Here is a 21,139-nt window from a genome sequence, read left to right on the forward strand (position 1 = left end):
GGGCGGGCAGGTTCACACAGGTTCACGAAGAGGAAGGAGCCGCTGCGGGCCGACCGGAGTCGATCTGGTCGTACCGGGTCAGCGCGCGTTCGAACGCCGTCGGAGCGACCCTGACGGCGCCGTCGAACGGTCCGCTGAGCTGGAACACCAAGCTGACCGCGAAGGCCACCGAGGCCCCCCCGAACCCCATCAGCACCAGATTGCGCCCGTTAGCGGTCAGCCCGATCACCGGCGGCGCCGCCAGGACGAACACCGATCCCACGACCAGCCCTCCCAGCGCCAGCACCGGCACCTGCGCGCGAATGTCGGCCAGGCGGGCGTAGACATCCGTCAGGCTCCTCAACGCATCGGTCTTGGCGGCAAGTTCGGACGGGTTCTGACTCCGCACCGCGTCCACCGAGACCCGGATCCGGTCCGCCGCCGCCCAGGCCTCCGGACTGCCGTGCCCCCGGCCCATCTGAAGCCACTCGTCCACGATCACCTGCCCGTTGTACTCCCGCACCCGCCGCTGGACGACCGGTCGGTCCGGCTCCGGCAGCAGCCGCGCCGACCAGTACACCTCCGCGCCCGCCAACGCCGCCACGACATCGACCCACATCTATCGACCACTCCCCCGGCATTCAGTCGCCACCGCCAGGTCCGGCCTTCCGGCGCTGCCGCACCGACAGGGCGGCGGCCAGAACGACCAGGACGGGAAGCATGATCGCCAGCAACAGCAGCATCACCTCGTCGGTGCCCCAGTCGTCGTCCCAGTCGAACGGTGCGTCGTCCGAGCCCTGAGCGACCGAGGCCGCGTTCCCCTTCGGGGTCGGCCTGCCGGACTCGCCCGGGCGAGCCGGGCCGACGGACGAGGAGTCGGCACCGGTGCTGGCGCCGGTGCCCGTGCCGGTGCCCGCCGGCGTGCCGACCGTCGTGCCTCCGGCGGCGGTATCTGGCGCCACAGCGACAGCGGCGGCGGCAGCACCCTGCACGCCTGCGGCGCCGGCGGCCGATACGGCTTGGCAGGGGCTCGCGGGCAGCCCGAAGATGCCGGTTCCCGGACGGTAGGGCACCGCAGAACCCGCTGCGGCTGCCGCAGCGGCAGCCGCAGCCGCGACGTTGGGATCGGCGGCCGCTCCGGCGGGTGTGGCGGCAGCGTTGGGGGCCGCGGGGCTGGGCGGCGGGGCGTTGGCGCCGACATTGGCGGGAGGGTTGGCCGCGGCATTGGCACCGGCATTGGCCGCAGCCCCGGGGCGGTGCCCGGGGGTGGCGCGCCTGCGGGGTTGGCGGCGGCTCCGGGCGGGACGGCGGCCGGGACCTGGCCTTCGTAGTCGCCGGCGGCCTCGGCGGCGACCGGCCGGGGTGCCAGCGGGCGGCCGTCCTGGCCGACCGCGCCGTCCGAGGCCAGGCCCTCGACCCGCGCCATGCCGGTGTTCCGGCCGGGCAGGGCCTCGCCGGCGGCTGCGCAGTCCAGGGGCGGCCCGGCTCCAGCAGTCCGGCGACGACGGACTGTCCGGTGCAGCTGACCGGCCCCACTCCGGGGAAGTGTTCCACCGCGCTGACCGCGCTGATCGACGAATCCCCGACTGCGCCCACCCGGTACCGCAGTCGAATTTCCCCGCCGACCACCATCGGGAGCGTTCGCTGCCCGGCCGCCAGGACGGCGAGGAAGGGAACGTCACCGGCGCGGGGTCGGGCGCGCAGCGACCGGAGCGCGGTCCAGAGCGCGGTCCGGTCACCGCGGCCTTCGGCATGCCCTTCGGGGTGCCGGCCTCGACCCTGACCTCGGTCGACCGCGGCCAGTGGCGGGAGCACCAGGGGTTGCGGCCCGCCGCGGACCATCGGCGCCCCGGAGACCTGAGCGTCCTTGAGAGTCGTGATGGGTCAGCGGGTGCTCGGCCTGGTTCGCCAACCGGTAGACGCGGAGCAGCTGTTCGTCGGCGCGGACCCGGGCCTCCCCCCGGCCGGGCGGGCCGCCGATGCCCGGGGAGCGCCGGCCAGCGCGGCCGAGGACGGAGGAAGGAGGAGAGCGAGGAGGGCTACGGCACAGCGGAGTGAACGTTACGGGTGACAGTGCGGGGGACGGCTCGGCGGCGGAGCTTGCCCAACGATCACCTTGTCATCTTTGCCGCACGACCGCGACGCCCGGCACGGCGGTGCGACGGGGCGTCAGGGGATCACGATCACCGGTCGGTTGGCGCGGCGGGCGAGGCGGCCGGAGACCGAGCCGAAGATCTTGCCGAGCAGGCCGTGCGTGGTGCCGACGACGATCGCGTCGGCGGCGAACTCGCGGCCGACCTCCTCGATCTCGTGGCAGATGTCGCCGCCCCGCTCGACCAGGATCCAGGGCACTCCGGCGAGGAAGTCCGCGCAGGCGAGTTCCAGGCCGAGCACCTCGGTCCGGTGATCGGGGAGGTCCACGAAGACCGGCGGTTCGCAGCCCGCCCAGACGGTGGCGGGCAGCCGGTTGGCGACGTGCACGATCACCAGCCCGCACTGGGAGCGCCGGGCCATGCCCACCGCGTAGGCGAGGGCGCGCTCGCTGGACAGCGAGCCGTCGAAGCCCACCACCACACCGTGCTGGAAGACCGGGTCGCAGGACTTGGCGGGCGCCTCCCGGACCACCGGTTCACCGGTCGCTCCGGGCAGGCCGGCGGCGCTCGGGCGGTCGGCGCCCGGTCCCGGCCGGCCGGTCACCGGGGGCTCCGAAGGGTCGGACCGCCGGCCGTCCCGCCGCTGGCGGGAGCCTGAGCCGGAGCGGCCTCGGCGCGCGATGTTGCGAAGGGGGTGGGCGAAGCGGGCACTCCGGGCGTCCGCGTCCGGTTCCCCCGGTCGGGAGGGCTCAGAACCAGCCATGGCACAAGGCTCTTCGAAGGAGGTGGGCCGACAGGAGAGGACAACGCTGCCCGGGCGGCAGGCCCGCCCACGAGAAGACGTCGGTCTGCGCCGAGCACCACCGTTTGTGACCTGTTCCTTTCAGAGTACGACGGGCGGGGCGTGCAGCCCAGCCACGCGACCGGGGGGCGCCGTGCTTCCCGCGAACGAGGGATGCGCGCGCCGAGGGCCGTGCGCCCCTTGCCCGAGCGCGAAAACGCCCCTCCCGCGAAGGAGGTTCCCTGGAGCTTGACTGAGCGGACGGGGTGGCGCAACAGGGCCCCGGGACACCGTGACCGGACTGTCATGGATCGATGACGATCCGTTGCGCCCCGTCACCGGGCAGTGAGGCGGAACGGGTCGGGCGAGGGCCGTCGGGGGCCGCCGACGGGGCACGGTTCCCGGTACCCGTTTCAGCCAATGCGTACGGGTTCGCGACGGCCTCTGGCATTTGCCAGGTGCATAGGAAGGGCCGCTGGCACCATGCTCGGCATGCCCCTGCTCCTGCTCGACCTCGACAACACGCTGCTCCCCAGGGACGCCGCATTCCGGGCCTGGGCTCAGGATTTTCTGATCGAACGGGCCCTGCCGCCCGCTGACGTCGACTGGCTCGTCACCATCGACGGCGGCGGCTACGTGCCGCGCAGCACCGTACTCTCCGCCGCCCGCCGCCGCTACGGCCTGGACGAGTCGCTCGACCGGCTGCTCGCCCACTACCGGCGCGGCATCAACGCCCATATCCACTGCCCGACCCGCAACATCGACGCGCTGCGGGCGGCGCGCGCCGCCGGGTGGACGCTCGGCATCGTCAGCAACGGCAGCACCGGGCCCCAGCTGGAGAAGATCCGGCGGACCGGCCTCGGGCCGATGGTCGACGGCTGGGTGATATCCGAGGAGGCCGCCTGCCTCAAGCCGGACCCGCTGATCTTCGAGATCGCGGCGCAGCGGTGCGGCGTCGCGCCGACCGGGGACTGGGCGACGCACACCTGGATGATCGGCGACCACGCCCCTGCGGACATCGCCGGCGCCGAGTTGGCCGGACTGCGGAGCGTCTGGCTGCACCACGGCCGCCCGTGGGCCGAACCCGGTTACCGGCCCACCCTCAAGGCGGCCGGTCTGCCGGAGGCCGTCGGGCAGGTGCTGGCCGCCCGCACAGCTCCGTCGCCCCGACCCGGCGCCTGGGTGGGCGAACCGGGGGCGCGGCGGCGGCCGGCCGTGGCCTCCATGGGTGCCGCGAGTGTCGCGCACCGGCGTGATCGTGCGGTCGGCGCCGGCAGGACGGCGGTCGCGGCGGTCGCGGCAGCCGCCGTCCCGAGTCCGGTGCGTGGGGATGCGGATACGCCGGTCGTGAGCGGGGCACAGGGCGGGCCGGTAGTGGGGCGGGGCTCGGCGGCGCAGAGCGGCGCGCGCAACGGCGTGAAGTTCCTGGCGTCCGCCCCTGACGGCGGGCATGCGCCTTCTCGCCCGCACGACGACGGCGATGGCTCGTCCCGCTCCGAGGCCGGATCCGCTGTCCGAAACCGGTCCGACGAGTTTGCCCAGGACGCCACTGACCGCCCCGCGCCGACGTCACCGGTGGTGGTCGTCGCGCTCCCGGCCCGCGCCGGATAGCGGGCCGCGGGCCGCACACGGGCCCGGCCGGACCGGGGAGCTGCGCCACCCGGCGCGCGGTGCCGGCCCGGCACCGCGCCGCCCACGGCTCGCGGCCCACCACGCACGACTCACCACCCACCAAAGCGGACCGGTCGACGTCGAACCGTCTCACCGGTCGTCAGCAGGCGGCGTCAGAACAGGCCGACGCCCAGGCCCCGTAATCGGATCCGTCAGTTCCGGCAGCCATCAGGCCAGTTCGTGCACGCGCCGGCGCTGCCGCGCGGCGGGACCACCGGCCCACCTCCCCCGGATCCGACCCGGCGTGTGCACGGCAATGTCGCCTTTGGCCGGTTCGAGCCGGCGGTGATCTCCGCGGAGGGGTGGGAGCGCGAGGCCACCGGTTCCCGCTCTCCGGCTCAGGCACTGGCCGGATGAAGCCTGGGAGGCGCACACTTCGGGGCCGTGCGCCCTTGCGTGCACCGCCTATTTTCGGTCAATCTCGCCCGGGTCCCCTGCCCTTGGGCAAATGCGCAGCCCAGGCGCACCGGCCGGGTGCGTCGGAGCCGGACGCCCCAGGACCGGTCCCGCGACAACCAGCCACCGTTGCACCGACCCTCTTCCCAGAAGGGTCGACGGGTGCCACGCTTCGTGATCGAATGCATCACGCCAAATTGCCATGTCGACATAGCGTCGGATGGTGAACTTGTCACAACGGCAACGGTCCACCCGATAGATTCGATCTTGGCTAGCAGTGCCGCACCACCACACCACACCACCGAGGGGGCTTGAGCGCCTTGAGCAGGGTGAGCAGGAGCGACGCGGGTCCTGACAGCGGCCAGGCCGTGGCCGGTAGCGCGGGCCGTTCCGCGAGAGGCACCGGCTCCCAGGCCTCCGCCGCCAACACCCGTCACTCCGGCACCGCCTCGTACCCCTCCCACTCCCCTGCGGCCCCGACAGTCCCGGGTGCAACATCCGCATCAGGAGTCCCGGCCGGTTCGGGCACACCCTCGGGCGCGGGCTCCCCGTCCTTCCCGGCCGCCCCGGAGCACGGCGGACGCCCCGTCAGCCGACCCTCCGTCAGCCACGGGGGCGGGTACGGCGCGGGTCCGGACGGCCGGACCGGGGCGTCGGTTACCGGCCATTCCGGCGGGCACCAGAGCGGACACCAGAGCGGCCACCCCGGCAACGGGTACGGCCAGAGCCACCCGACCGGCCACGCCGGTCCCGAGAGCGGCTTCGCGGCCTTCGCCGCCGGCCCGTCCGCCGCCTTCGCCGCGCCGGGGAACCCCGGCGCCGGCCTCGGCGCGGTCGCCCACGGCATGGTCGGGGCGATGGGCGCCGGCGGGCTGCCCACCGGGTCGCTCGGCCTCGGCGTCACCGGGCACGGCCCGGCGGGCCACGGTCCCGGCGGCCACGGCGGCCCCGGCGCCGGTCTCAACGGCTCCTCGGCGCCCGCGATGGCCGCCGCGCCGCGCAAGCTCTCCGGCCGTCGCCGCCGGGAGACCGTCGCCGTCCTGATCTTCGGCGGCGCACCGATCTTCGAGAGCTCGATCCCGCTCTCGGTCTTCGGCGTCGACCGCCAGGACGCCGGCGTGCCGCGCTACCGCCTGCTGGTCTGCGCCGGCGAGGAGGGCCCGCTCGCCACCACCGGCGGCCTCACCCTCTCCGCCCCGTACGGGCTGGAGGCGCTGGCCCGGGCGGGCACGATCGTCGTCCCGGCCTGGCGCTCGATCTCGCAGCCGCCGCCGGTCGAGGCGATCACCGCGCTGCGGAAGGCGCACCACGAGGGCGCCCGGATCATCGGCCTGTGCACCGGCGCGTTCGTCCTGGCCGCCGCCGGTCTGCTGGACGGCCGCCCGGCGACCACGCACTGGATGTACGCGCCGACCCTGGCCAAGCGCTACCCGCGGGTGCACGTGGACCCGCGCGAACTGTTCGTCGACGACGGCGACGTGCTGACCTCGGCCGGCACCGCCGCCGGGATCGACCTCTGCCTGCACGTGGTGCGCAGCGACCACGGCGCCGAGGCGGCCAACGCGCTCGCCCGCCGTCTGGTGGTGCCGAGCCGGCGCAGCGGCGGAGGACAGGCCCAGTACATCGATCAGTCTTTACCGGAGGAGATCGGCAACGACCCGCTCGCCGAGGTGGTCACCTGGGCGCTGGAGAACCTCAACCAGCAGTTCGACGTCGAGGTGCTGGCGGCCCGCGCCTACATGAGCCGGCGGACCTTCGACCGGCGGTTCCGCACGCTGACCGGCAGCGCCCCGTTGCAGTGGCTGATCACCCAGCGGGTGCTGCAGGCGCAGCGGCTGCTGGAGACCTCGGAGCTGTCGGTGGACGATGTCGCGCGCCGTTGCGGCTTCCGGTCGCCGGTGGCGCTGCGCGGGCACTTCCGCCGCCAGCTCGGGGTCTCGCCGGCCGCGTACCGGACGAGCTACCGGGCCCGGCGGCCCGGTGCGCCCTCCCAGGTGTCGGCCGGGTCGGCGGGCGGTGACCTCCGGTCGTCCGGTGCGGTCGGTTCGCCCGCCACGGCGGCGGCCTCGGTCGGCGGGGCGGTCCCGGGTCAGCATGGCGCGCTCGGCGGGCATCCGGCGCTCGGCGGGCACGGCCTGCCGGGCGGGCACGGGTCGGCCGCGGCCCCGGGCTTCCCGGGCGGGCCGGGTGCCGCCGCGCATCCGGGCCAGCACGGGCAGCCGTCCGGCCAGGGCGTTCACGCGCGGGCCGGGCAGCCGTACCCGCACCAGGCGGCCGGGCATCAGGCGCACCCCGGGCAGCCGGGGGCCGGGCGCGGCCCGGCGCGTCCGCCGATCGTTCCGGCGCAGCCCGGGCCCGGCGCGGGCCGGCCGCCCCGGACGGCGGAGCACGCCGCCGCCGAGGACGGGCACTCGCAGCCGGGGGCGCGCGGCCAGGGCCAGGGGCACCGGAACGCGGCCGACCGGCCGCAGGACGACTCCCCCGCGGGTTCCGCCGGGCGGGTGCACGGCGCACCCGGCGGGCGGCTGCCGGCCGCCGCCCCGGGCGGGACGGCGGAGGCCAGGGCCCGGCAGGCCCGGGCGGGTCAGCTGCGTCCGCAGGGCGGCCGGAGCGCCGCGGCTGAGGCCCGGGAGCCCCGCGAGGCGCGCACGGGACGGGACGCCCGCCCGGCGCACCCCTCCGGACACCCCGGCCGGGAGGTCCGGGAGGTCCGGGAGCCCCGCGAGGCACGGGAGGCGGACGGCCACACCCCGGAGGAGCACGGTTCCGAGGGCTTCGCCCCGGCGCCCCGCTCGGCTCCCTCGGTGCCCGCGGCGCGTGATCGCGCCGTAGGGTGAGTGGCGTGAATGACCGTTTGGTATGGATCGACTGTGAAATGACAGGCCTCGACCTCGACCGGGACGCCCTGGTCGAGGTCGCGGCGCTGGTGACGGACTCCGAGCTCAACATCCTCGGTGAGGGTGTCGACGTCATCGTCCGCCCGCCCGCAGAGGCGCTGGCGAACATGCCCGACGTGGTGCGGGCGATGCACACCTCGTCGGGGCTGCTGGACGAGCTGGAGCACGGCGTCACCCTCGCCGAGGCGGAGGCGCTGGTCCTCGCCTACGTGCGCGAGCACGCGCCGGAGGCCGGGCGCACGCCGCTGTGCGGGAACTCGGTGGCCACCGACCGCGGCTTCCTGAGCCGGGACATGCCCGCCCTGGAGAGCCACCTGCACTACCGGATCGTGGACGTCTCCTCGATCAAGGAGCTGGCCCGCCGCTGGTACCCGAAGGCGTACTACAACAGCCCGCAGAAGGGCGGGAACCACCGGGCGCTCGCCGACATCCGGGAGAGCATCGACGAACTGCGCTACTACCGCGAGGCGGTGTTCGTCGCGCAGCCCGGCCCGGACACCGACACCGCCCGCGCGATCGCCGAGAAGTACCAGGCGTCGGCGGGCTGACCCGTCCGGCCATGGCCCGCCCCGGTCGGGCGTCCGGGTGTCCGGACGTCCGGCCGGGGTGGGAGAACGAAACCCTGGCGCGAGCACCCTCTCGGATCCTGTAGAGTTCTTCCTGTCGGAACGGGAACGCGAAGAGCGGGAACGGGCCGGACAGATGGTGGGTGTAGCTCAGTTGGTAGAGCACCTGGTTGTGGTCCAGGTGGCCGCGGGTTCGAGTCCCGTCACTCACCCCAGATCCTTAAGGGTCGGTCTTGTCAAAAGACCGACCCTTAAGGCTTTTTCGCGTTCCCTCACATCGGCGACGGCCTGGACGGGGTGGTGTGACGTGCGTCCCACCGTGGTCCGCGTCTCATCTTTTTCCCCGGCCACGGGCCTGCCGCCAGAAGCTACCGGCTAGTAACGTTGCCGCCATGACGACACCTTCGATCGGCCAGCTGCTCGACTCCACCGTGCCGATGGCACGGACCCTCAAGCTGGAGTACCTGGAGACCAGCCCCGAGCGCGCCGTGCTCCGGCTGCCGGACCAGGCCGAGTACCACAACCACGTGGGCGGCCCGCATGCCGGCGCGATGTTCACCCTCGCCGAGTCGGCCAGCGGCTGCATCGTCCTGGCCGCCTTCGGCGACCAGCTCTCGCGCGCGGTGCCGCTCGCGGTGAGCGCCGAGATCGCCTACAAGAAGCTCGCCATGGGCGTCGTCACGGCCACCGCGGTGCTCGGCCGGCCCGCCGCCGAGATCGTCGCCGAGCTCGACAAGGGCGAGCGCCCCGAGTTCCCGGTGACCGTCGAGATCACCCGGGCCGACGGCGCGGTGACCGGTGTCATGACGGTGATCTGGACGCTGCGCCCGAACTCCTGAGTCCGGCAGGCCCGACGCCGGCACGGCCCCGGCACACCCCCGGCCCCACGCCGGCCCGGGGCGGGGGCGGTCGGCCGGGTCGCGATGACTGTCCGTGACGGTGGCCGTGACCTCACGGCCCGCCCGCTCGTTCTCGATTCACGTGCGAGCCAATCATGCGACCAACGGACCGGAACCCGCCCGACGGACCGTCGGCGGCGGCCGGCGTCCGACCCGGCGGTGGCTGCCCCGGCCGCGGACCGTCGCGGCCGGCGGGGCACTCCTCGCGCAGCTCTGGGGGTTCGGTGCCCCCGGCGCCTGCGCGGCCGGCACCGAACCGCTCCCCGAACCGGCCGGCCGGGCCGTCGGCCGGGCCCTGACCGGCGACGGAGCACCCGCCGACGGCCCGTCAGCCGGACGCCCGGCCGACGTCCGGGGTGGCGGACCGGCTGCGCCCACCGCCCGCACACCGTCCGCCGAGCCGGGTCCGCCGCCCGTGCCGAACCCGGCCGGGCAGAACCCGCCTGCCGGGCTGCTCGACGGGCTGCCCGACCCCGCGCCGGGGAGCACGCCGTCGGCGCGTACCCCCGAGGCTGTCGGCACCACGCCGGAGCCGGACGGCGCGCCCCTCACCGTCAGCGGCGTGCTCCAGGACCGGATCCGGGCCGGCGGACTCCCCCTGCCGGGGCAGCGGGCCGCCGTGCCCGACGCGTTCGCGATCGCCTTCGGGCTGCTGAGTACCGTGCCCGCCCAGTCCCGCCCCACCGAGGCGCGCGCCACCCGCGGCGAGCCGGCCGACGGGTCGTCGGGCGGGTCCGCGCGGGTCGGCGAGGGCTCCCGGACCGGGCGGACCGGCGGCGACCAACACCGTCCGGCCGCCCCGCCCCCCGCCCCCGCCTCGCCGGACCACTCCCAGGCACCCAGCGCAGGACACCCCGACCCGGCCGGCACCGGGAGCGGCCCGGCGGCCGGACGGGAGGGCAGCCCCGCCGCGGCCGGCGCCCCGGCGTTCGGCACGGCGGCCGCACCCGCCGGACGCACCACGACGACGGCCGCCGTCACGGTCGCGCACGACGCCGCCGGCACCGCGACCGCCGTCCTCGCCCCGATCGCGGCCGGGCTGGTCCTGACCGGCGCCGCGATGTACAAGCACCGGGGCCTGCCGAAGGGACACTGAGCCCGGACCGGACCGGACCAGACCGACGGGCCCCATGGCCGACAGCGCACTCGCGCCGGCTTCCCCGGCCTAGCCGGGCGGGAGGCGTCGTGCGCGACCGTGACGGCGCTAAGCCCGGTCCGGCCGATCTTGGCGGATCGGCGCGCGGCTCCCCCAGCCTCCGGCCGGGAGGCACCCCCATTGATCCGGGCGGGCGCCCGGCCGATCTTGCCCGGCGTCGCGCACCCGGCAAGATCGGCCAGGCAGGCCCTACCGGAAGACGCCCGGGGGTGGGGCCGGGGACGGGGTGGCGGCGGCGTCGGTGGCCGGGGTGGCGCCGGCGGCGAAGTCGGCCAGGGCGCGGCCGTGTTCGACCCGGCCGAGGGCCGCGTCGGAGGCCACCCTGCGGCCGAGCTCGGCCACCGGGAGCGGGCTGTGCGCGGCGGCCAGCACCAGGTTGCCGAAGCGCTTGCCGCGCAGCACCGCCGGGTCGGCGACCAGGCAGAGCTCGGGGAAGACCGCGCCGAGGGTGGCCACCTGGGAGCGGGCGAACGGCAGCGCCGAACCGTCGGCGATGTTGACGGCGTACCAGCCGCCGGGGGCCAGGGCGCGCGCGGCCAGCGCGGTGAACTCGACGGTGGTGCAGTGGGCGGGCACCCGGGCGCCGGAGAAGACGTCGGCGATCACCAGGTCGACGGCGCCCTCGGGGGTGCGCTCCAGCACGCTGCGGGCGTCCGCGCCGCGCACCTTGACCTGCCAGCCGCGCTCCAGCGGGAGTTCGGTGCGGACCAGGTCGGTGAGCGCGGTGTCGATCTCGGCGACCTGCTGGCGCGAGCGCGGGCGGGTGGCGGCGACGTAGCGGGCCAGGGTGAGGGCGCCGCCGCCGAGGTGGAGGACGGTGAGCGGGCGGCCGGGCGGGGCGACCAGGTCGACGAGGTGGCCGAGCCGGCGCTGGTACTCGAAGCCCAGGTGGGTGGGGTCGGCGAGGTCGACCAGGGACTGTGGCGCGCCGTCGATCAGCAGCGACCAGGCGGCGGGGCGGTCGCGGTCGGGGCGGAGTTCGGCGAGGCCGGAGTCGACGGCGCGGCTGAGCGGCCCCTGCGCGTGGGTGCGGCCCCCGGGGCCGGTGGCGGCCGGGGTGTCCTCCGCGGTGGCGCGGCCCCGGTCCGCGGTGCGGCCGGCTCGGTTGCTTCGTCCCATACCGGCCATTATCGCCGCCGTGCGGGGAGGTCCCGCAGGCCGGCCGCGGTGGGGCGGGGGCCTCAGAAGACGGGGGTCCCAGAAGACGGGGGTCTCAGAACGGGCCGAGGCCGCCCGCGGTGAGGGTGCAGGCGGCCTCGCAGAGGGCCGAGCGGAGGACCCAGGCGTCGGTGGGGCGGACGGCGCACTCGGAGCCGGCCGGGGGCATCACCCAGCGCGGGTCGGTGGCGGGCGGCAGTTGGGCGCCCGCCGTACAGGAGCTGCCGGGGAGGTGCCAGGTCGCCGAGGTGCCGGGCGGGACGAGGAAGGAGACGGTGGCGCCGTTGCGGCTCTGCAGGACGGCGCCGCAGGCCCGCCGCAGGCGCAGGATGTCGACCGCCTCCAGCCCGTGCCGCAGGGCGACGGTCACGGTGTCGTACGCGGCGACGAGGACGCGGTCCGGGTCGGCGGCCGGGCGGCGGGACAGGCCGCCGCCGGACGAGGGGCGGCCGGGGCCGCGGTCGTCGGCGGACTCGGGCAGCAGAGCGGGGGCGGCCGCGGCCGGCATCCCTCCGGCGACCAGGCGGCGGTACTGCGGTACTCCAGTGGCCGGCATCGGCCCTCCTGTCACCTCGTCGGGGATGGAAGCCGCACCGCCCGGGGTGGGGGGTGCCGCTGGGGTGCGGCAGGGGGCGGCGGCCGGGGCTTCCACGTACCAGCACAACGCCGGGCGGGCGCCCGAGGCCACGGGGCGCCTTACAGCAAGGCATGGCATTTCATGGCAGATCCCGGCAACTATGCCCGTTTTGCCCGGAATTGGTGGCACATCATCCACCAACGCACTGTGGCCGATCGGTGACTCCGGGTACTCTCGGTGCCGCGCCCGGCGGTCCGTCGGGCCCCATCGGACCCTCTCGTGGCCGGGCACCCCCGCCGCCCCACCGCCGCCCCACCGCCGCCCGACCCCGGCACCACCACCCCGTAGCACCCCGCAGCACCACGGAGCGCACCATGGCAGCCACCCCACCGGCCGAGCCGAACCGCCCGTCACCCAACGCCGTGATGCGCGCCCTGCGCGGCGACCGTTCGCCGGGCGAGTTCGCCATGGCCGTGCGCCGGGCGGCCCGCGAGATCGGCGAGCACGTCTCGTGCGACGCCCGGTACGTCGGGCGGGTCGAGTCCGGCGAGATCCGCTGCCCCAACTACGCCTACGAGCGGGTGTTCCGGCACATGTGGCCGGACCGCTCGCTGACCGAACTCGGCTTCGCCCCCCGCACCGCCGTCCGGCGCCGCTCGACGGACGGCGGCGGGGGCGGGGCCGCTCCCAGGGTCGGTCCCGGGGCTGCTTTCGGGCCCGGTCCAGGCCCCGAGGCGTGGTCCGGGGCCGGGTGGAGCGGCGGTACGCCACCGCCGCTCTACCCGCCGTTCCCGCCCGTGCCCGCCCCCCGCTCGCCGCTCTCCACCCAACTCCCGTACGCTGCCTGGCCGTACGCGGAACCGCCCCCACCGGTCGGGGCCCCGGTGCCGAGGTTCGCGACGGCGCCCCGGGGGCCCGACGAACCGCACCATCCCGACGAGGAGAACGACGACGTGCGTCGCCGTACGTTCCTGGCCGGCGGCCCTGCCGCGCTGGCCACCGTGATCGGCATCGACCGGCCCGCCCCGGCCGCCGCATCCCCCTACGGAGCGGCCGCCCCCGGGGCCACCGGGCGGGCCGCGGTCGCCCACCCCGGGCCGGAGGCCGGCGTCGTGCCCGGCCGGCCCGGACCGGTTCCGCTGCCCCGCAAGGTCGGCGCGGCCGAGGTGTTCGGCGTCGAACAGGCCGTCCGGGACATCCGGTTGGCCGACGACGCGCACGGCGGCGACGCGCTGTTCGAGCAGGCCGGCCGCTCGCTGCGGTCCGCCTACGTCCTGCTCGACGCCTGCGAGTACTCCACCGAGACCGAGCGCAGGCTGCAGGCGAGCGCCGGTGAACTCGCCATCTCGGTCGGCTGGTTGGCGCACGACTCGAACCGGCTCGCGGACGCCCGCTCGTACTACGCCGAGGCGCTGGCCACCGCGCGGATGGCCGGCGACGCCGCGCTGGAGGCGCACGTCTTCTGCAACAGCGCCTTCCTCGCCCGCGACGCCGGGCGCCCCCGGGAGGCGCTGCGCGCCGCCCAGGCCGGGCAGTCCGCCGCCCGGGAGCTCCACTCGGCCCGGCTGCTCGCGCTGCTCGCGATGCGCGAGGCCGGCGGCTGGGCGCTGCTGCAGGACCGCGGCGCCTGCGAGCGGGCGATCGGGCGGGCCTGCCGACTGTTCGAGCAGGGGCCCTCCGAGGCCGACCCGGAGTGGATGTCGTTCTTCGGCGAGGCCGAACTCGCCGGACTGCAGGCCCAGTGCTGGTCCGCCCTCGGGGACTGGGACCGGGCGAGCGAGCGCGCCACTCTGGCCATAGCGCTCCAGAAGCCGCACTTCGTCCGCAACCGGGTGCTGTACACCGCCGAACTCGCCCACGACCGGCTCGGCCGGGGCGATCTGGCGGGTGCGGCGGCGCACGGGTCGGCCGCCGTCGCGCTGTTCGGCGACGTCCGCTCGGCGCGGATCCGTTCGATGCTCGCGGACACCGCGCAGCGGCTGCGGCAGCACCGGCGGGTGCCGGAGGTCGGGCGGTTCCTGGCCGCGTACGGCGCGGCGACGGCGGCCGCCTGAGCCTCCCCGGGCCGCGCCCCGGGCCGCGCCCCGGCCGGCTGTCGGCGCGCGGCCGGGGCGCGATCGGCGCACGGCCCGGCGCCGACCGCCCCCCGGCCCGCCGACAGGCCGGCCCAGTGCTTGAGGGTCTCCAGGTGGCCCTGGTCGTTCCAGAGCTCGACCGCCGGGGCGCCGTACTCCCAGGACAGGATGCAGAGCGCGGCGGTGCCGAGCTTGAACCGCTGGGCGTACTCGGGCGGCAGGCCGAGCCAGCGGGCGGTCAGGATGCGCAGCAGGTGGCCGTGGGCGAAGAGCACGACGTCGCGGTCGGCGCAGTGCATGACCGTGGTGTCCGGCTCCGGCACGCCGTGCTCGGTGTTGAGGTCGGCGAGGAGGGCGTCGACCCGGGCGGCGACGTCGGAGAGCTTCTCGCCGCCGGGGACGCCGTCGCGCCAGATCAGCCAGCCGGGGTGGTCGGTGGCGCGGATGTCGGCGCCGGTCCGGCCCTCGTACTGGCCGTAGTCCCACTCCAGCAGCTCGGGGCGGTCCACGGCCCGGTCGCCGAGGCCGGCCAGGGCGCAGGTCTCCTTGGCCCGGCCGAGCGGGCTGGTGAACACGAGGGCGTCGGGCAGGCCGTTCCAGGGCGCCCCGGCGAGCCGGACGCCGAGCGCCCGGGCCATCGCGCGGCCCTCCTCGGTGAGCGGGATGTCGGTGCGGCCGGTGTGGCGGCCGGTCGCCGACCAGTCGGTCTCGCCGTGGCGGACCAGCAGGATTCGGGCGGGCATGGCAGGCTCCTCGCGATCGGGGCGGTGTCAACGGTCGGCCTCGCCATCGAGCACCGGCTTCCATGATCCCCCACGGGCGGACCGCCCACGATCCCGGCCTCCGGCCCCCGTCCCGTCGGGCCGCCGGGGCGGAGCGGCACAGGACCCGGCTCGGAGCGGCTGCCCGGCGGAGGGGCGGCGATCCGTCCGGCAGCCGCCCGTTCGTCGCCAACGGCCGGTTCGGGCCGGATTGTCGGAGCCGGATGCGACACTGGGCCGCACCATGAACGTCTCGACGAACGCCCCGCTCCGCGGGCCGGCGGAGCCGCTCGCCCAGCGGCTCGCCGAGCTGCGCGGACCGGCGCCGCAGCGCAGTCTGAACGCCCGTGCCCTCGCCGCCCTGGCCGCCAATCCGGGGTGCCGGCGCCGCGCCGTGCTGGACGCGGCCGGAGTGGACAAGGCGGCGCTGGCCGCCCGCCTCGGCCGCCCCGCCCCCTTCGGCCGGTCGCCGTTCGCGCTGGCGCGCGGCGTCGTCTTCGAGGCCCGGCTGAAGGAGAACGGCTACGCGGCGCTCCTTGAACCGCTGCGCCACCGGCTCGGCCTGTCCGACGAGGGCGGTCCGCTCCTGGTGCCGGACCTGCTCCGCTCCTCCGGTCCGGCGGTCCGGGCCGACCGGACGACGGCCGCGCTCGCGGAGGCGGCCGCCGACCCGCACGCCTGGACGCTGCTGGACCACCCGATGCTGCGGCTGGACGTGGCCGGTTCCACCGCCTACCTGGAGCCGGACGCCGTCGTGGTGCACGGCGGCCGCTGCACCGTGATCGAGATCAAGTCCTTCCCGGTGCTGGACGGGACGGCGGACCCGGGCAAGGTGGGCGCCGCCGCCCGCCAGGCCGCCGTCTACGTACTGGCCCTCCAGGAGGCCGCCGCGGCGCTGGCCGGGCAGGCGGTGGACCCGGACCCGTACGCCGAGCAGCGGCTGCCGGGCAGTCCCCGGACGAGTGTGCTGCTGGTCTGCCCGGAGGACTTCGGCAGCCGGCCGACCGCCGTCCCGGTGGACGTCCGCCGCGAGCTGGCCACCACCCGCCGCCAGTTGAGCCGGATGACCGGCATCGAGCGGCTGCTGGCGATGCTGCCGCCGGGGGCGGACTTCGACCTCTCCCCCGACGCGAGCGGCGCGCCCGCCCGGTCCGGGGAGGAGCTGGCGGCGTCGGTCGAGGCGATGCCCGCCGCGTACAGCCCGGACTGCCTCTCCACCTGCGAGCTCGGCTTCCACTGCCGGGCGCAGGCCCGCTGCGGGGACTTGGTCGAGCAGCTCGGCCGGAGCGTCCGGGGCGAGCTGGGCAGCATCCGCACGGTGACCGAGGCCCTGACCGTGGCCCGCACCGGCCCCGCCGCCGACCCGGCCGGGCCGATCGGGGACGAGCGCGAGAACGAGCACGACGACGGCGACGGAGCCGACGGAGCCGACGAGGCCGCCGCCCGGCTGGCCCGCGCCGCCGCGCTGCGCGCCGAGGCGCTCGGCCGCGCCGTCCCGGCCGGCGCGGAGGCCGGGCGATGAGCCTGCTCTCCACCCTGGCCCGGCTGGAGGCCGTCCGCAGCGGCCGCGCCGAACCGCTGGCCACCGTCCGCCACCGGCACCTGTCCGAGCGCCCGATGGTGCTCGTCCCGCTCACCTCCGCCGGTGAGGACGGCGCGCCGCTGGCCGTGCTGCTCGGCACCGACCGGGACGCCCCGACGCTGCACATCGTGCCGCAGCCGCTCAACCGCACGCTGCGCGCCGACTTCCTGGCCGACCTGGCCGCCGATCTGCTGCCCTACCTGGAGTCCTTCGGCGAGGAGGTCGAGCTGATCGAGGGCTCCGAGAAGGACCCGGAGACCGGGACGAAGACGCCGGTGGTCCGGGAGCTGTGCGCGGACGCGCCGCAGCTGATCGTGCCGAACAGCGGGGGCGTGCGGTACCTGGCGCTGCTCGGGCGCTCGACCCGGTTCCGCCGGACCGCCGAGGACGAGGACCCTGGCCCGTTCCCCGCCCCCGCCCGGGTGCCGCTGCTCGGCCGCTGGCTGACCCACCTCGCCGAGCGCGCGACGGTGCCCGGTTCCAGCCTGCTGCTGCCGATGACCGGCCTGCTGGCCCGGCACTGGGCCACCGGCCAGAGCCACCTGGAGGACCAGCACCTGGCCGCCCGGCTGGCCTGGCACACCCCGCCGGACGGGCTGACCGGGGCGGAGGCGGCCGAGCGCGCGGAGACGGCGCGGAACGCCGAGGGCCGGCTGGTCCACCCCCCGGCCGGGCCGACCACCGACCCGGTGTTCGACGCCAAGGTGCTCGCCCCGGCGATCGCCCGCTACGACGCCGCCGCGGCGGCCCTGCGCGAGGCCGCGGGCTCCTCGGCCGACGGGCGCTCCCCCGGCGCGGGGGACACCGCGACGGCCCGGGAGGCCGTACGGGTCTCCGTCGAGCGGCTGCGCGCCGCCCTGCACGCGGAGCTGCTGCCGACCTGGCACGACGTCTGGCACGGCCTGGACCTGCTGCGGGCCCTGCCCCCGGCCGGCCACCTGCCCCAGCGCTGGACCGGCGACCGCTGGTCGTACACCGGCCACCGGGACCGGCTGGCGGCCGGCGAACCCCCGCAACCCCGGGTGGACGACGCCGTGACGGCCGCCCGCAAGCTCGCCCAGCGCGAGCGCGAGCAGACCCGGCTGGACGTCCAGGAGGCCCTGGACGACCCGCTGGCGATGGCCGAGCACCGGCTCTCCGGGGAGGCGTTCAGCGGGGTGGTGACCGAGGTGGTGCCGGACTACGACACCACCGGCCGCTCCCCCAAGCCGCGCCCGCTGGTGACGCTGCGCACCGACGACCGGCCGCACGCCGACCCGGGCCGGGAGGTGCACCGGGTCCGGGAGGCCCCGGCGCCGGAGGAGGGCACGGGCCCGGCGGCGCAGAAGGGCGTGATCGCGGCGGTCGACCCGGAGGCGGGCACCGTCACCGTGCGGGTGCTGTCCGGCATGGGGCGCAAGAAGGAGCCCGAGCCGGGGAGCCTGCCCGAGCCGGGCGAGCGGGTCACCTTCACGCTGTTCGAGCTGACGGTCCGGCAGGCCGCGCCGCTGCCCGAGCCGGACGACACCCCGTGGACGCACGGCGGCCCGCCCGGGGCCGTCGTCACCGCGCTGCCGGCCGTGACCGGCACCGCCGAGGACTGGGAGTGATCCGGCCGATGAACACCGAGCAGACCGCCGGACAGCTCCCCGGACAGGCTTCCGGACAGCTCCTTGGACCCGCGACCACCGCTCAGGCCCCCGGAGCGGCGGCCGACGCCGCGGTGGCGCGGATCCTCGCGGCGACCGTCCGGCCGGCGACCGGAGCGCCGCGCGGTGTCGTGGTGGACTCGCCGCCCGGCGCCGGCAAGTCCACCCTGGTGGTGCGCGCCGCCCGGGAGCTGGTGGCCGCCGGGGAGCGGCTGATGATCGTCGCCCAGACCAACGGTCAGGTGGACGACCTGGTCGACCGGCTGGCCGCCAAGGCGCCCGATCTGACGATCGGCCGGCTGCACGCCGCGGACGCGCGCCCGGGGCCCGAGGTGCTGCGGCACGCCAATGTGACGCCCTCGGACAAGGTCGCCGAGCTCGCCGAGCTGGACGTGGTGATCTCCACCTCGGCCAAGTGGCAGTGGGTGCGCGCCGAGCAGCCGTGGCGGCACGCGATCGTCGACGAGGCCTACCAGATGCGGTCGGACGCGCTGCTGGCGGTGGCGCGGCTGTTTGAGCGGGCCCTGTTCGTCGGCGACCCGGGCCAGCTGGACCCGTTCACCGTGGTCGGCACCGAGCAGTGGGCGGGCCTGTCGTACGACCCGTCGAGCAGCGCGGTGGTCACCCTGCTCGCCCACAACCCGCAGATCGAGCCGCACCGGCTGCCGGTGTCCTGGCGGCTGCCGGCCAGCGCGGCGCCGCTGATCTCCGGGGCGTTCTACCCGTTCACGCCGTTCCGTTCGGGCACCGGCCCGCAGGACCGTCGACTGACCGCGGCGGTGCGGCCGGACGGCTCGGCCCTGGACGCGGCGATCGACCGGGCGGCCGAGCACGGCTGGGCGCTGCTGGAGCTGCCGGCCCGGCACACCGTGCGGACCGATCCGCAGGCGGTCGCGGCGGTGGCGGCGACCGTGCGGCGGCTGCTGGACCGCGGGCTGACCGCCCACTCCGAGCAGGGGTCGGCCCCGCTCACGGCGGACCGGGTCGCGGTCGGCACGGCCCACCGGGACCAGGCGGCGGCGGTCCGGGCGGCGCTGGTCAAGCTGGGGGTGCCGGTGGACCCGACGGCCGGGCCTGCGGTGACGGTGGACACCGCGAACCGGCTGCAGGGGCGCGAGTACGACGTCACGGTGGTGCTGCACCCGCTCTCCGGGCGGCCGGACGCGACGGCGTTCCACCTGGAGACCGGCCGGCTCTGCGTGCTCGCCTCCCGGCACCGGCACGCCTGCATCGTGGTGGCCCGGGCCGGGATCGCGGAGCTGCTGGACGAGCATCCGGCCACCGAACCGGTGCAGTTGGGCGTTCCGGTCGCCTTCCCCGACGGCTGGGAGGCCAATCACCGGGTGCTGCACCACCTGTCCGGGCACCGGGTGCGGCTGGGCCGGCTCTGAGCGCCGGCCCGGCCCCCGGCGCGGCCCCCGACTGGCCCCCGCCCGACCCCCACGCGGCACCGCCGGACGCACGCCCCCGGCGCGTCCGGCGGGAATAGCGCCTCGACGCGCACCGTTCCGTTACCGGCCGCCCCCGCGAGACAATGGACGACGGCCACGACCGGGCGGCGCCCGTCCCGAGCAGCCGTCGCCCGCCCCCATCGAGCACCCGGAGGTGTCCGTCCATGCCCGACTCCCACGCGCAGGCGTCCGACCCGAGCGGCCCCGCCGTGTCGGCCGGTCCCGGCGCGGGCGCCGGTGCGGCGCCCGGCCGGCGGCAGCGTCCGGTGCAGCTGCTGTTCGAGCCGCAGGCCGACGAACCGGAGCCGGAGCGCTTCTTCGACCTGGAGTCGATCGACGACCCGGCCCTGCTGCTGCGCCGTTCCACCGAGCTGGCACTGGCCTTCCGGGCGGCCGCCGAGCGGGCGACCGACTTCCAGGCGGTCGCGGCCGCGCAGCTGGCGGACCCGCGCCGGTTCGACGCGCTCTCCGAGACCGAGATCGCGAGCCGGGCGGACTGGACGCCGGACTACGCGGCCAAGATGATCGAGTACGGCCGCAGCCTGCTGCAGCCCCGGCGGCACGAGGACTGACCGCCGCCCGGGCGCCGCGGACCCGCACCCGGCGGCCGGCGGCCGGCACCCCGATGGCCGACGATCGGGGGTTCAGCGCCACTGGCATATGCCGGTGGACGCGGAAGGGTACGCCCATGCCCGGCCCGCTGTCCGGTAAACCGAGCTTTCCCTCCCGGCCGCGGCCCGGACACCCCACGCTGCTGTCCGTGGACATCTGGACCTATCAGTCGGTGGAGTACGTGACCGTGGCCGGGGAGGCCTGGCTCGCCTCCGCCAGCGAGTACCCGCGCAGCATGCGCGCCCTCTGGGAGTCCCGTCCGTGGGCACCCTCGGTGCTGCCCTGCGGCCGGGCCTTCGACGTGATCAGCATGCCGGCGCTGTTCGGCCGCCGGGTACTGGACGAGCTGTGGGCCTCCGGGCCGGGCTGCGGGCCGGTGGCGGTCTTCCGGGGGCGGACCCTGCTGTTCGTCCAGCCCGGGGCGGCGCCCAGACTGCGGCGGCTGCTGGCCTGGGAGGAGTGGGCCCGGGACGTGCCGCCGCTGCTCTGCCACGGGCAGGGCGACGCGGTGACCGTGCCGCCGGTGCAGCGGATGGTGAACGGCCCGGACTCGCCGGGGCTGGGCGCCGGGCGGTGGATCGTCGCCCCGGAGAGCCGGGAGCCGTGGCTGCCGGGCGCCTCCGTCGCCCTCTGGGCCTGCGTACGGGCGGCCCGCGAGCCGGTCGCCCGGGGCTGAGCCGCCCCCGGCGGCCCCGGCGGCCCCCCCGGTCCGGGAGGGGAGCGGATCGGCGGGACGGGACCGGCCGGGAGGTGCGGATATTCGATTTTGGCCGGACCGCACCCCGCTGCTAAAGTCTTCTCTGTCAGCAGGCGCCGCTAGCTCAGTTGGTTAGAGCAGCTGACTCTTAATCAGCGGG

15 protein-coding genes, 1 tRNA gene and 2 pseudogenes are annotated in these 21,139 nt (G+C 76.4%); 12 read left to right on the top strand and 6 right to left on the bottom strand.

Going from position 1 to position 21,139, the window contains the following annotated elements; translation table 11 throughout:
• Positions 1–22 precede the first annotated feature (22 nt).
• The 3 genes from ACFP3U_RS32400 to ACFP3U_RS32410 all read right to left on the bottom strand — a co-directional run bounded on the left by ACFP3U_RS32400 (position 23) and on the right by ACFP3U_RS32410 (position 2,628).
• Positions 23–598: a bestrophin-like domain gene (locus ACFP3U_RS32400; RefSeq protein ID WP_380229326.1), complete on the bottom strand. Its 576-nt coding sequence runs from the start codon at positions 596–598 to the stop codon at positions 23–25.
• A gap of 22 nt (positions 599–620) precedes the next feature.
• Positions 621–941 carry a hypothetical protein gene (locus ACFP3U_RS32405; RefSeq protein WP_380229327.1) on the bottom strand — a complete coding sequence of 107 codons (321 nt, stop codon included), beginning with the start codon at positions 939–941 and terminating at the stop codon, positions 621–623.
• A gap of 1,207 nt (positions 942–2,148) precedes the next feature.
• On the bottom strand, positions 2,149–2,628 hold the full coding sequence (locus ACFP3U_RS32410) for a universal stress protein (protein WP_380229340.1): 480 nt from the start codon (positions 2,626–2,628) through the stop codon (positions 2,149–2,151).
• Between the two features lie 717 nt (positions 2,629–3,345).
• Here ACFP3U_RS32410 and ACFP3U_RS32415 point away from each other — a divergent pair.
• From ACFP3U_RS32415 to ACFP3U_RS32440, 6 genes and pseudogenes are all read left to right on the top strand, one after another.
• Positions 3,346–4,464 carry an HAD-IA family hydrolase gene (locus ACFP3U_RS32415; protein ID WP_380229328.1) on the top strand — a complete coding sequence of 373 codons (1,119 nt, stop codon included), beginning with the start codon at positions 3,346–3,348 and terminating at the stop codon, positions 4,462–4,464.
• 1,439 nt (positions 4,465–5,903) lie between these two features.
• Positions 5,904–6,899, top strand: a pseudogene (locus ACFP3U_RS32420) (helix-turn-helix domain-containing protein); the annotation flags it as partial.
• Between the two features lie 863 nt (positions 6,900–7,762).
• A complete protein-coding gene (gene orn / locus ACFP3U_RS32425; RefSeq protein ID WP_380229329.1) occupies positions 7,763–8,365 on the top strand; it encodes an oligoribonuclease in 603 nt (200 codons plus the stop codon).
• Between the two features lie 157 nt (positions 8,366–8,522).
• Positions 8,523–8,598, top strand: a tRNA-His gene (locus ACFP3U_RS32430).
• Positions 8,599–8,775: 177 nt separating this feature from the next.
• Positions 8,776–9,222 carry a DUF4442 domain-containing protein gene (locus ACFP3U_RS32435; protein ID WP_380229330.1) on the top strand — a complete coding sequence of 149 codons (447 nt, stop codon included), beginning with the start codon at positions 8,776–8,778 and terminating at the stop codon, positions 9,220–9,222.
• Positions 9,223–9,364: 142 nt separating this feature from the next.
• The gene (locus ACFP3U_RS32440; protein WP_380229331.1) at positions 9,365–10,378 is read left to right on the top strand and encodes a hypothetical protein; all 1,014 of its coding nucleotides are present in this window, start codon (positions 9,365–9,367) and stop codon (positions 10,376–10,378) included.
• Positions 10,379–10,627: 249 nt separating this feature from the next.
• Here the strand turns inward: ACFP3U_RS32440 and ACFP3U_RS32445 are convergent, their stop codons facing one another.
• The gene (locus ACFP3U_RS32445; protein WP_380229332.1) at positions 10,628–11,557 is read right to left on the bottom strand and encodes a spermidine synthase; all 930 of its coding nucleotides are present in this window, start codon (positions 11,555–11,557) and stop codon (positions 10,628–10,630) included.
• 94 nt (positions 11,558–11,651) lie between these two features.
• A complete protein-coding gene (locus tag ACFP3U_RS32450; protein ID WP_380229333.1) occupies positions 11,652–12,152 on the bottom strand; it encodes a hypothetical protein in 501 nt (166 codons plus the stop codon).
• A gap of 395 nt (positions 12,153–12,547) precedes the next feature.
• Between ACFP3U_RS32450 and ACFP3U_RS32455 the strand changes: the two genes are divergently transcribed.
• Positions 12,548–14,227 carry a hypothetical protein gene (locus ACFP3U_RS32455; RefSeq protein ID WP_380229334.1) on the top strand — a complete coding sequence of 560 codons (1,680 nt, stop codon included), beginning with the start codon at positions 12,548–12,550 and terminating at the stop codon, positions 14,225–14,227.
• 131 nt (positions 14,228–14,358) lie between these two features.
• Here the strand turns inward: ACFP3U_RS32455 and ACFP3U_RS32460 are convergent.
• Positions 14,359–14,991, bottom strand: a pseudogene (locus ACFP3U_RS32460) (histidine phosphatase family protein); the annotation flags it as partial.
• 262 nt (positions 14,992–15,253) lie between these two features.
• On the opposite strand from ACFP3U_RS32460, the gene ACFP3U_RS32465 reads away from it, so the two are divergent.
• The 5 genes from ACFP3U_RS32465 to ACFP3U_RS32485 all read left to right on the top strand — a co-directional run bounded on the left by ACFP3U_RS32465 (position 15,254) and on the right by ACFP3U_RS32485 (position 20,958).
• On the top strand, positions 15,254–16,531 hold the full coding sequence (locus ACFP3U_RS32465; protein WP_380229335.1) for a hypothetical protein: 1,278 nt from the start codon (positions 15,254–15,256) through the stop codon (positions 16,529–16,531).
• Complete coding sequence (locus tag ACFP3U_RS32470) at positions 16,528–18,180, top strand: hypothetical protein (protein ID WP_380229336.1); 1,653 nt, start codon at positions 16,528–16,530, stop codon at positions 18,178–18,180. The genes ACFP3U_RS32465 and ACFP3U_RS32470 overlap by 4 nt, the downstream gene beginning before the upstream one ends.
• Positions 18,181–18,188: 8 nt before the next feature.
• Positions 18,189–19,610 (top strand): AAA family ATPase, encoded by a 1,422-nt coding sequence (locus ACFP3U_RS32475; protein ID WP_380229337.1) that lies wholly within the window; start codon positions 18,189–18,191, stop codon positions 19,608–19,610.
• A gap of 224 nt (positions 19,611–19,834) precedes the next feature.
• Positions 19,835–20,242 (top strand): hypothetical protein, encoded by a 408-nt coding sequence (locus tag ACFP3U_RS32480; RefSeq protein WP_380229338.1) that lies wholly within the window; start codon positions 19,835–19,837, stop codon positions 20,240–20,242.
• 188 nt (positions 20,243–20,430) lie between these two features.
• Positions 20,431–20,958 (top strand): bifunctional DNA primase/polymerase, encoded by a 528-nt coding sequence (locus tag ACFP3U_RS32485; RefSeq protein WP_380229339.1) that lies wholly within the window; start codon positions 20,431–20,433, stop codon positions 20,956–20,958.
• Positions 20,959–21,139 lie beyond the last annotated feature (181 nt).

It is taken from the genome of Kitasatospora misakiensis (genome assembly GCF_042656005.1).
Classification (GTDB): Bacteria; Actinomycetota; Actinomycetes; order Streptomycetales; family Streptomycetaceae; genus Kitasatospora; species Kitasatospora misakiensis.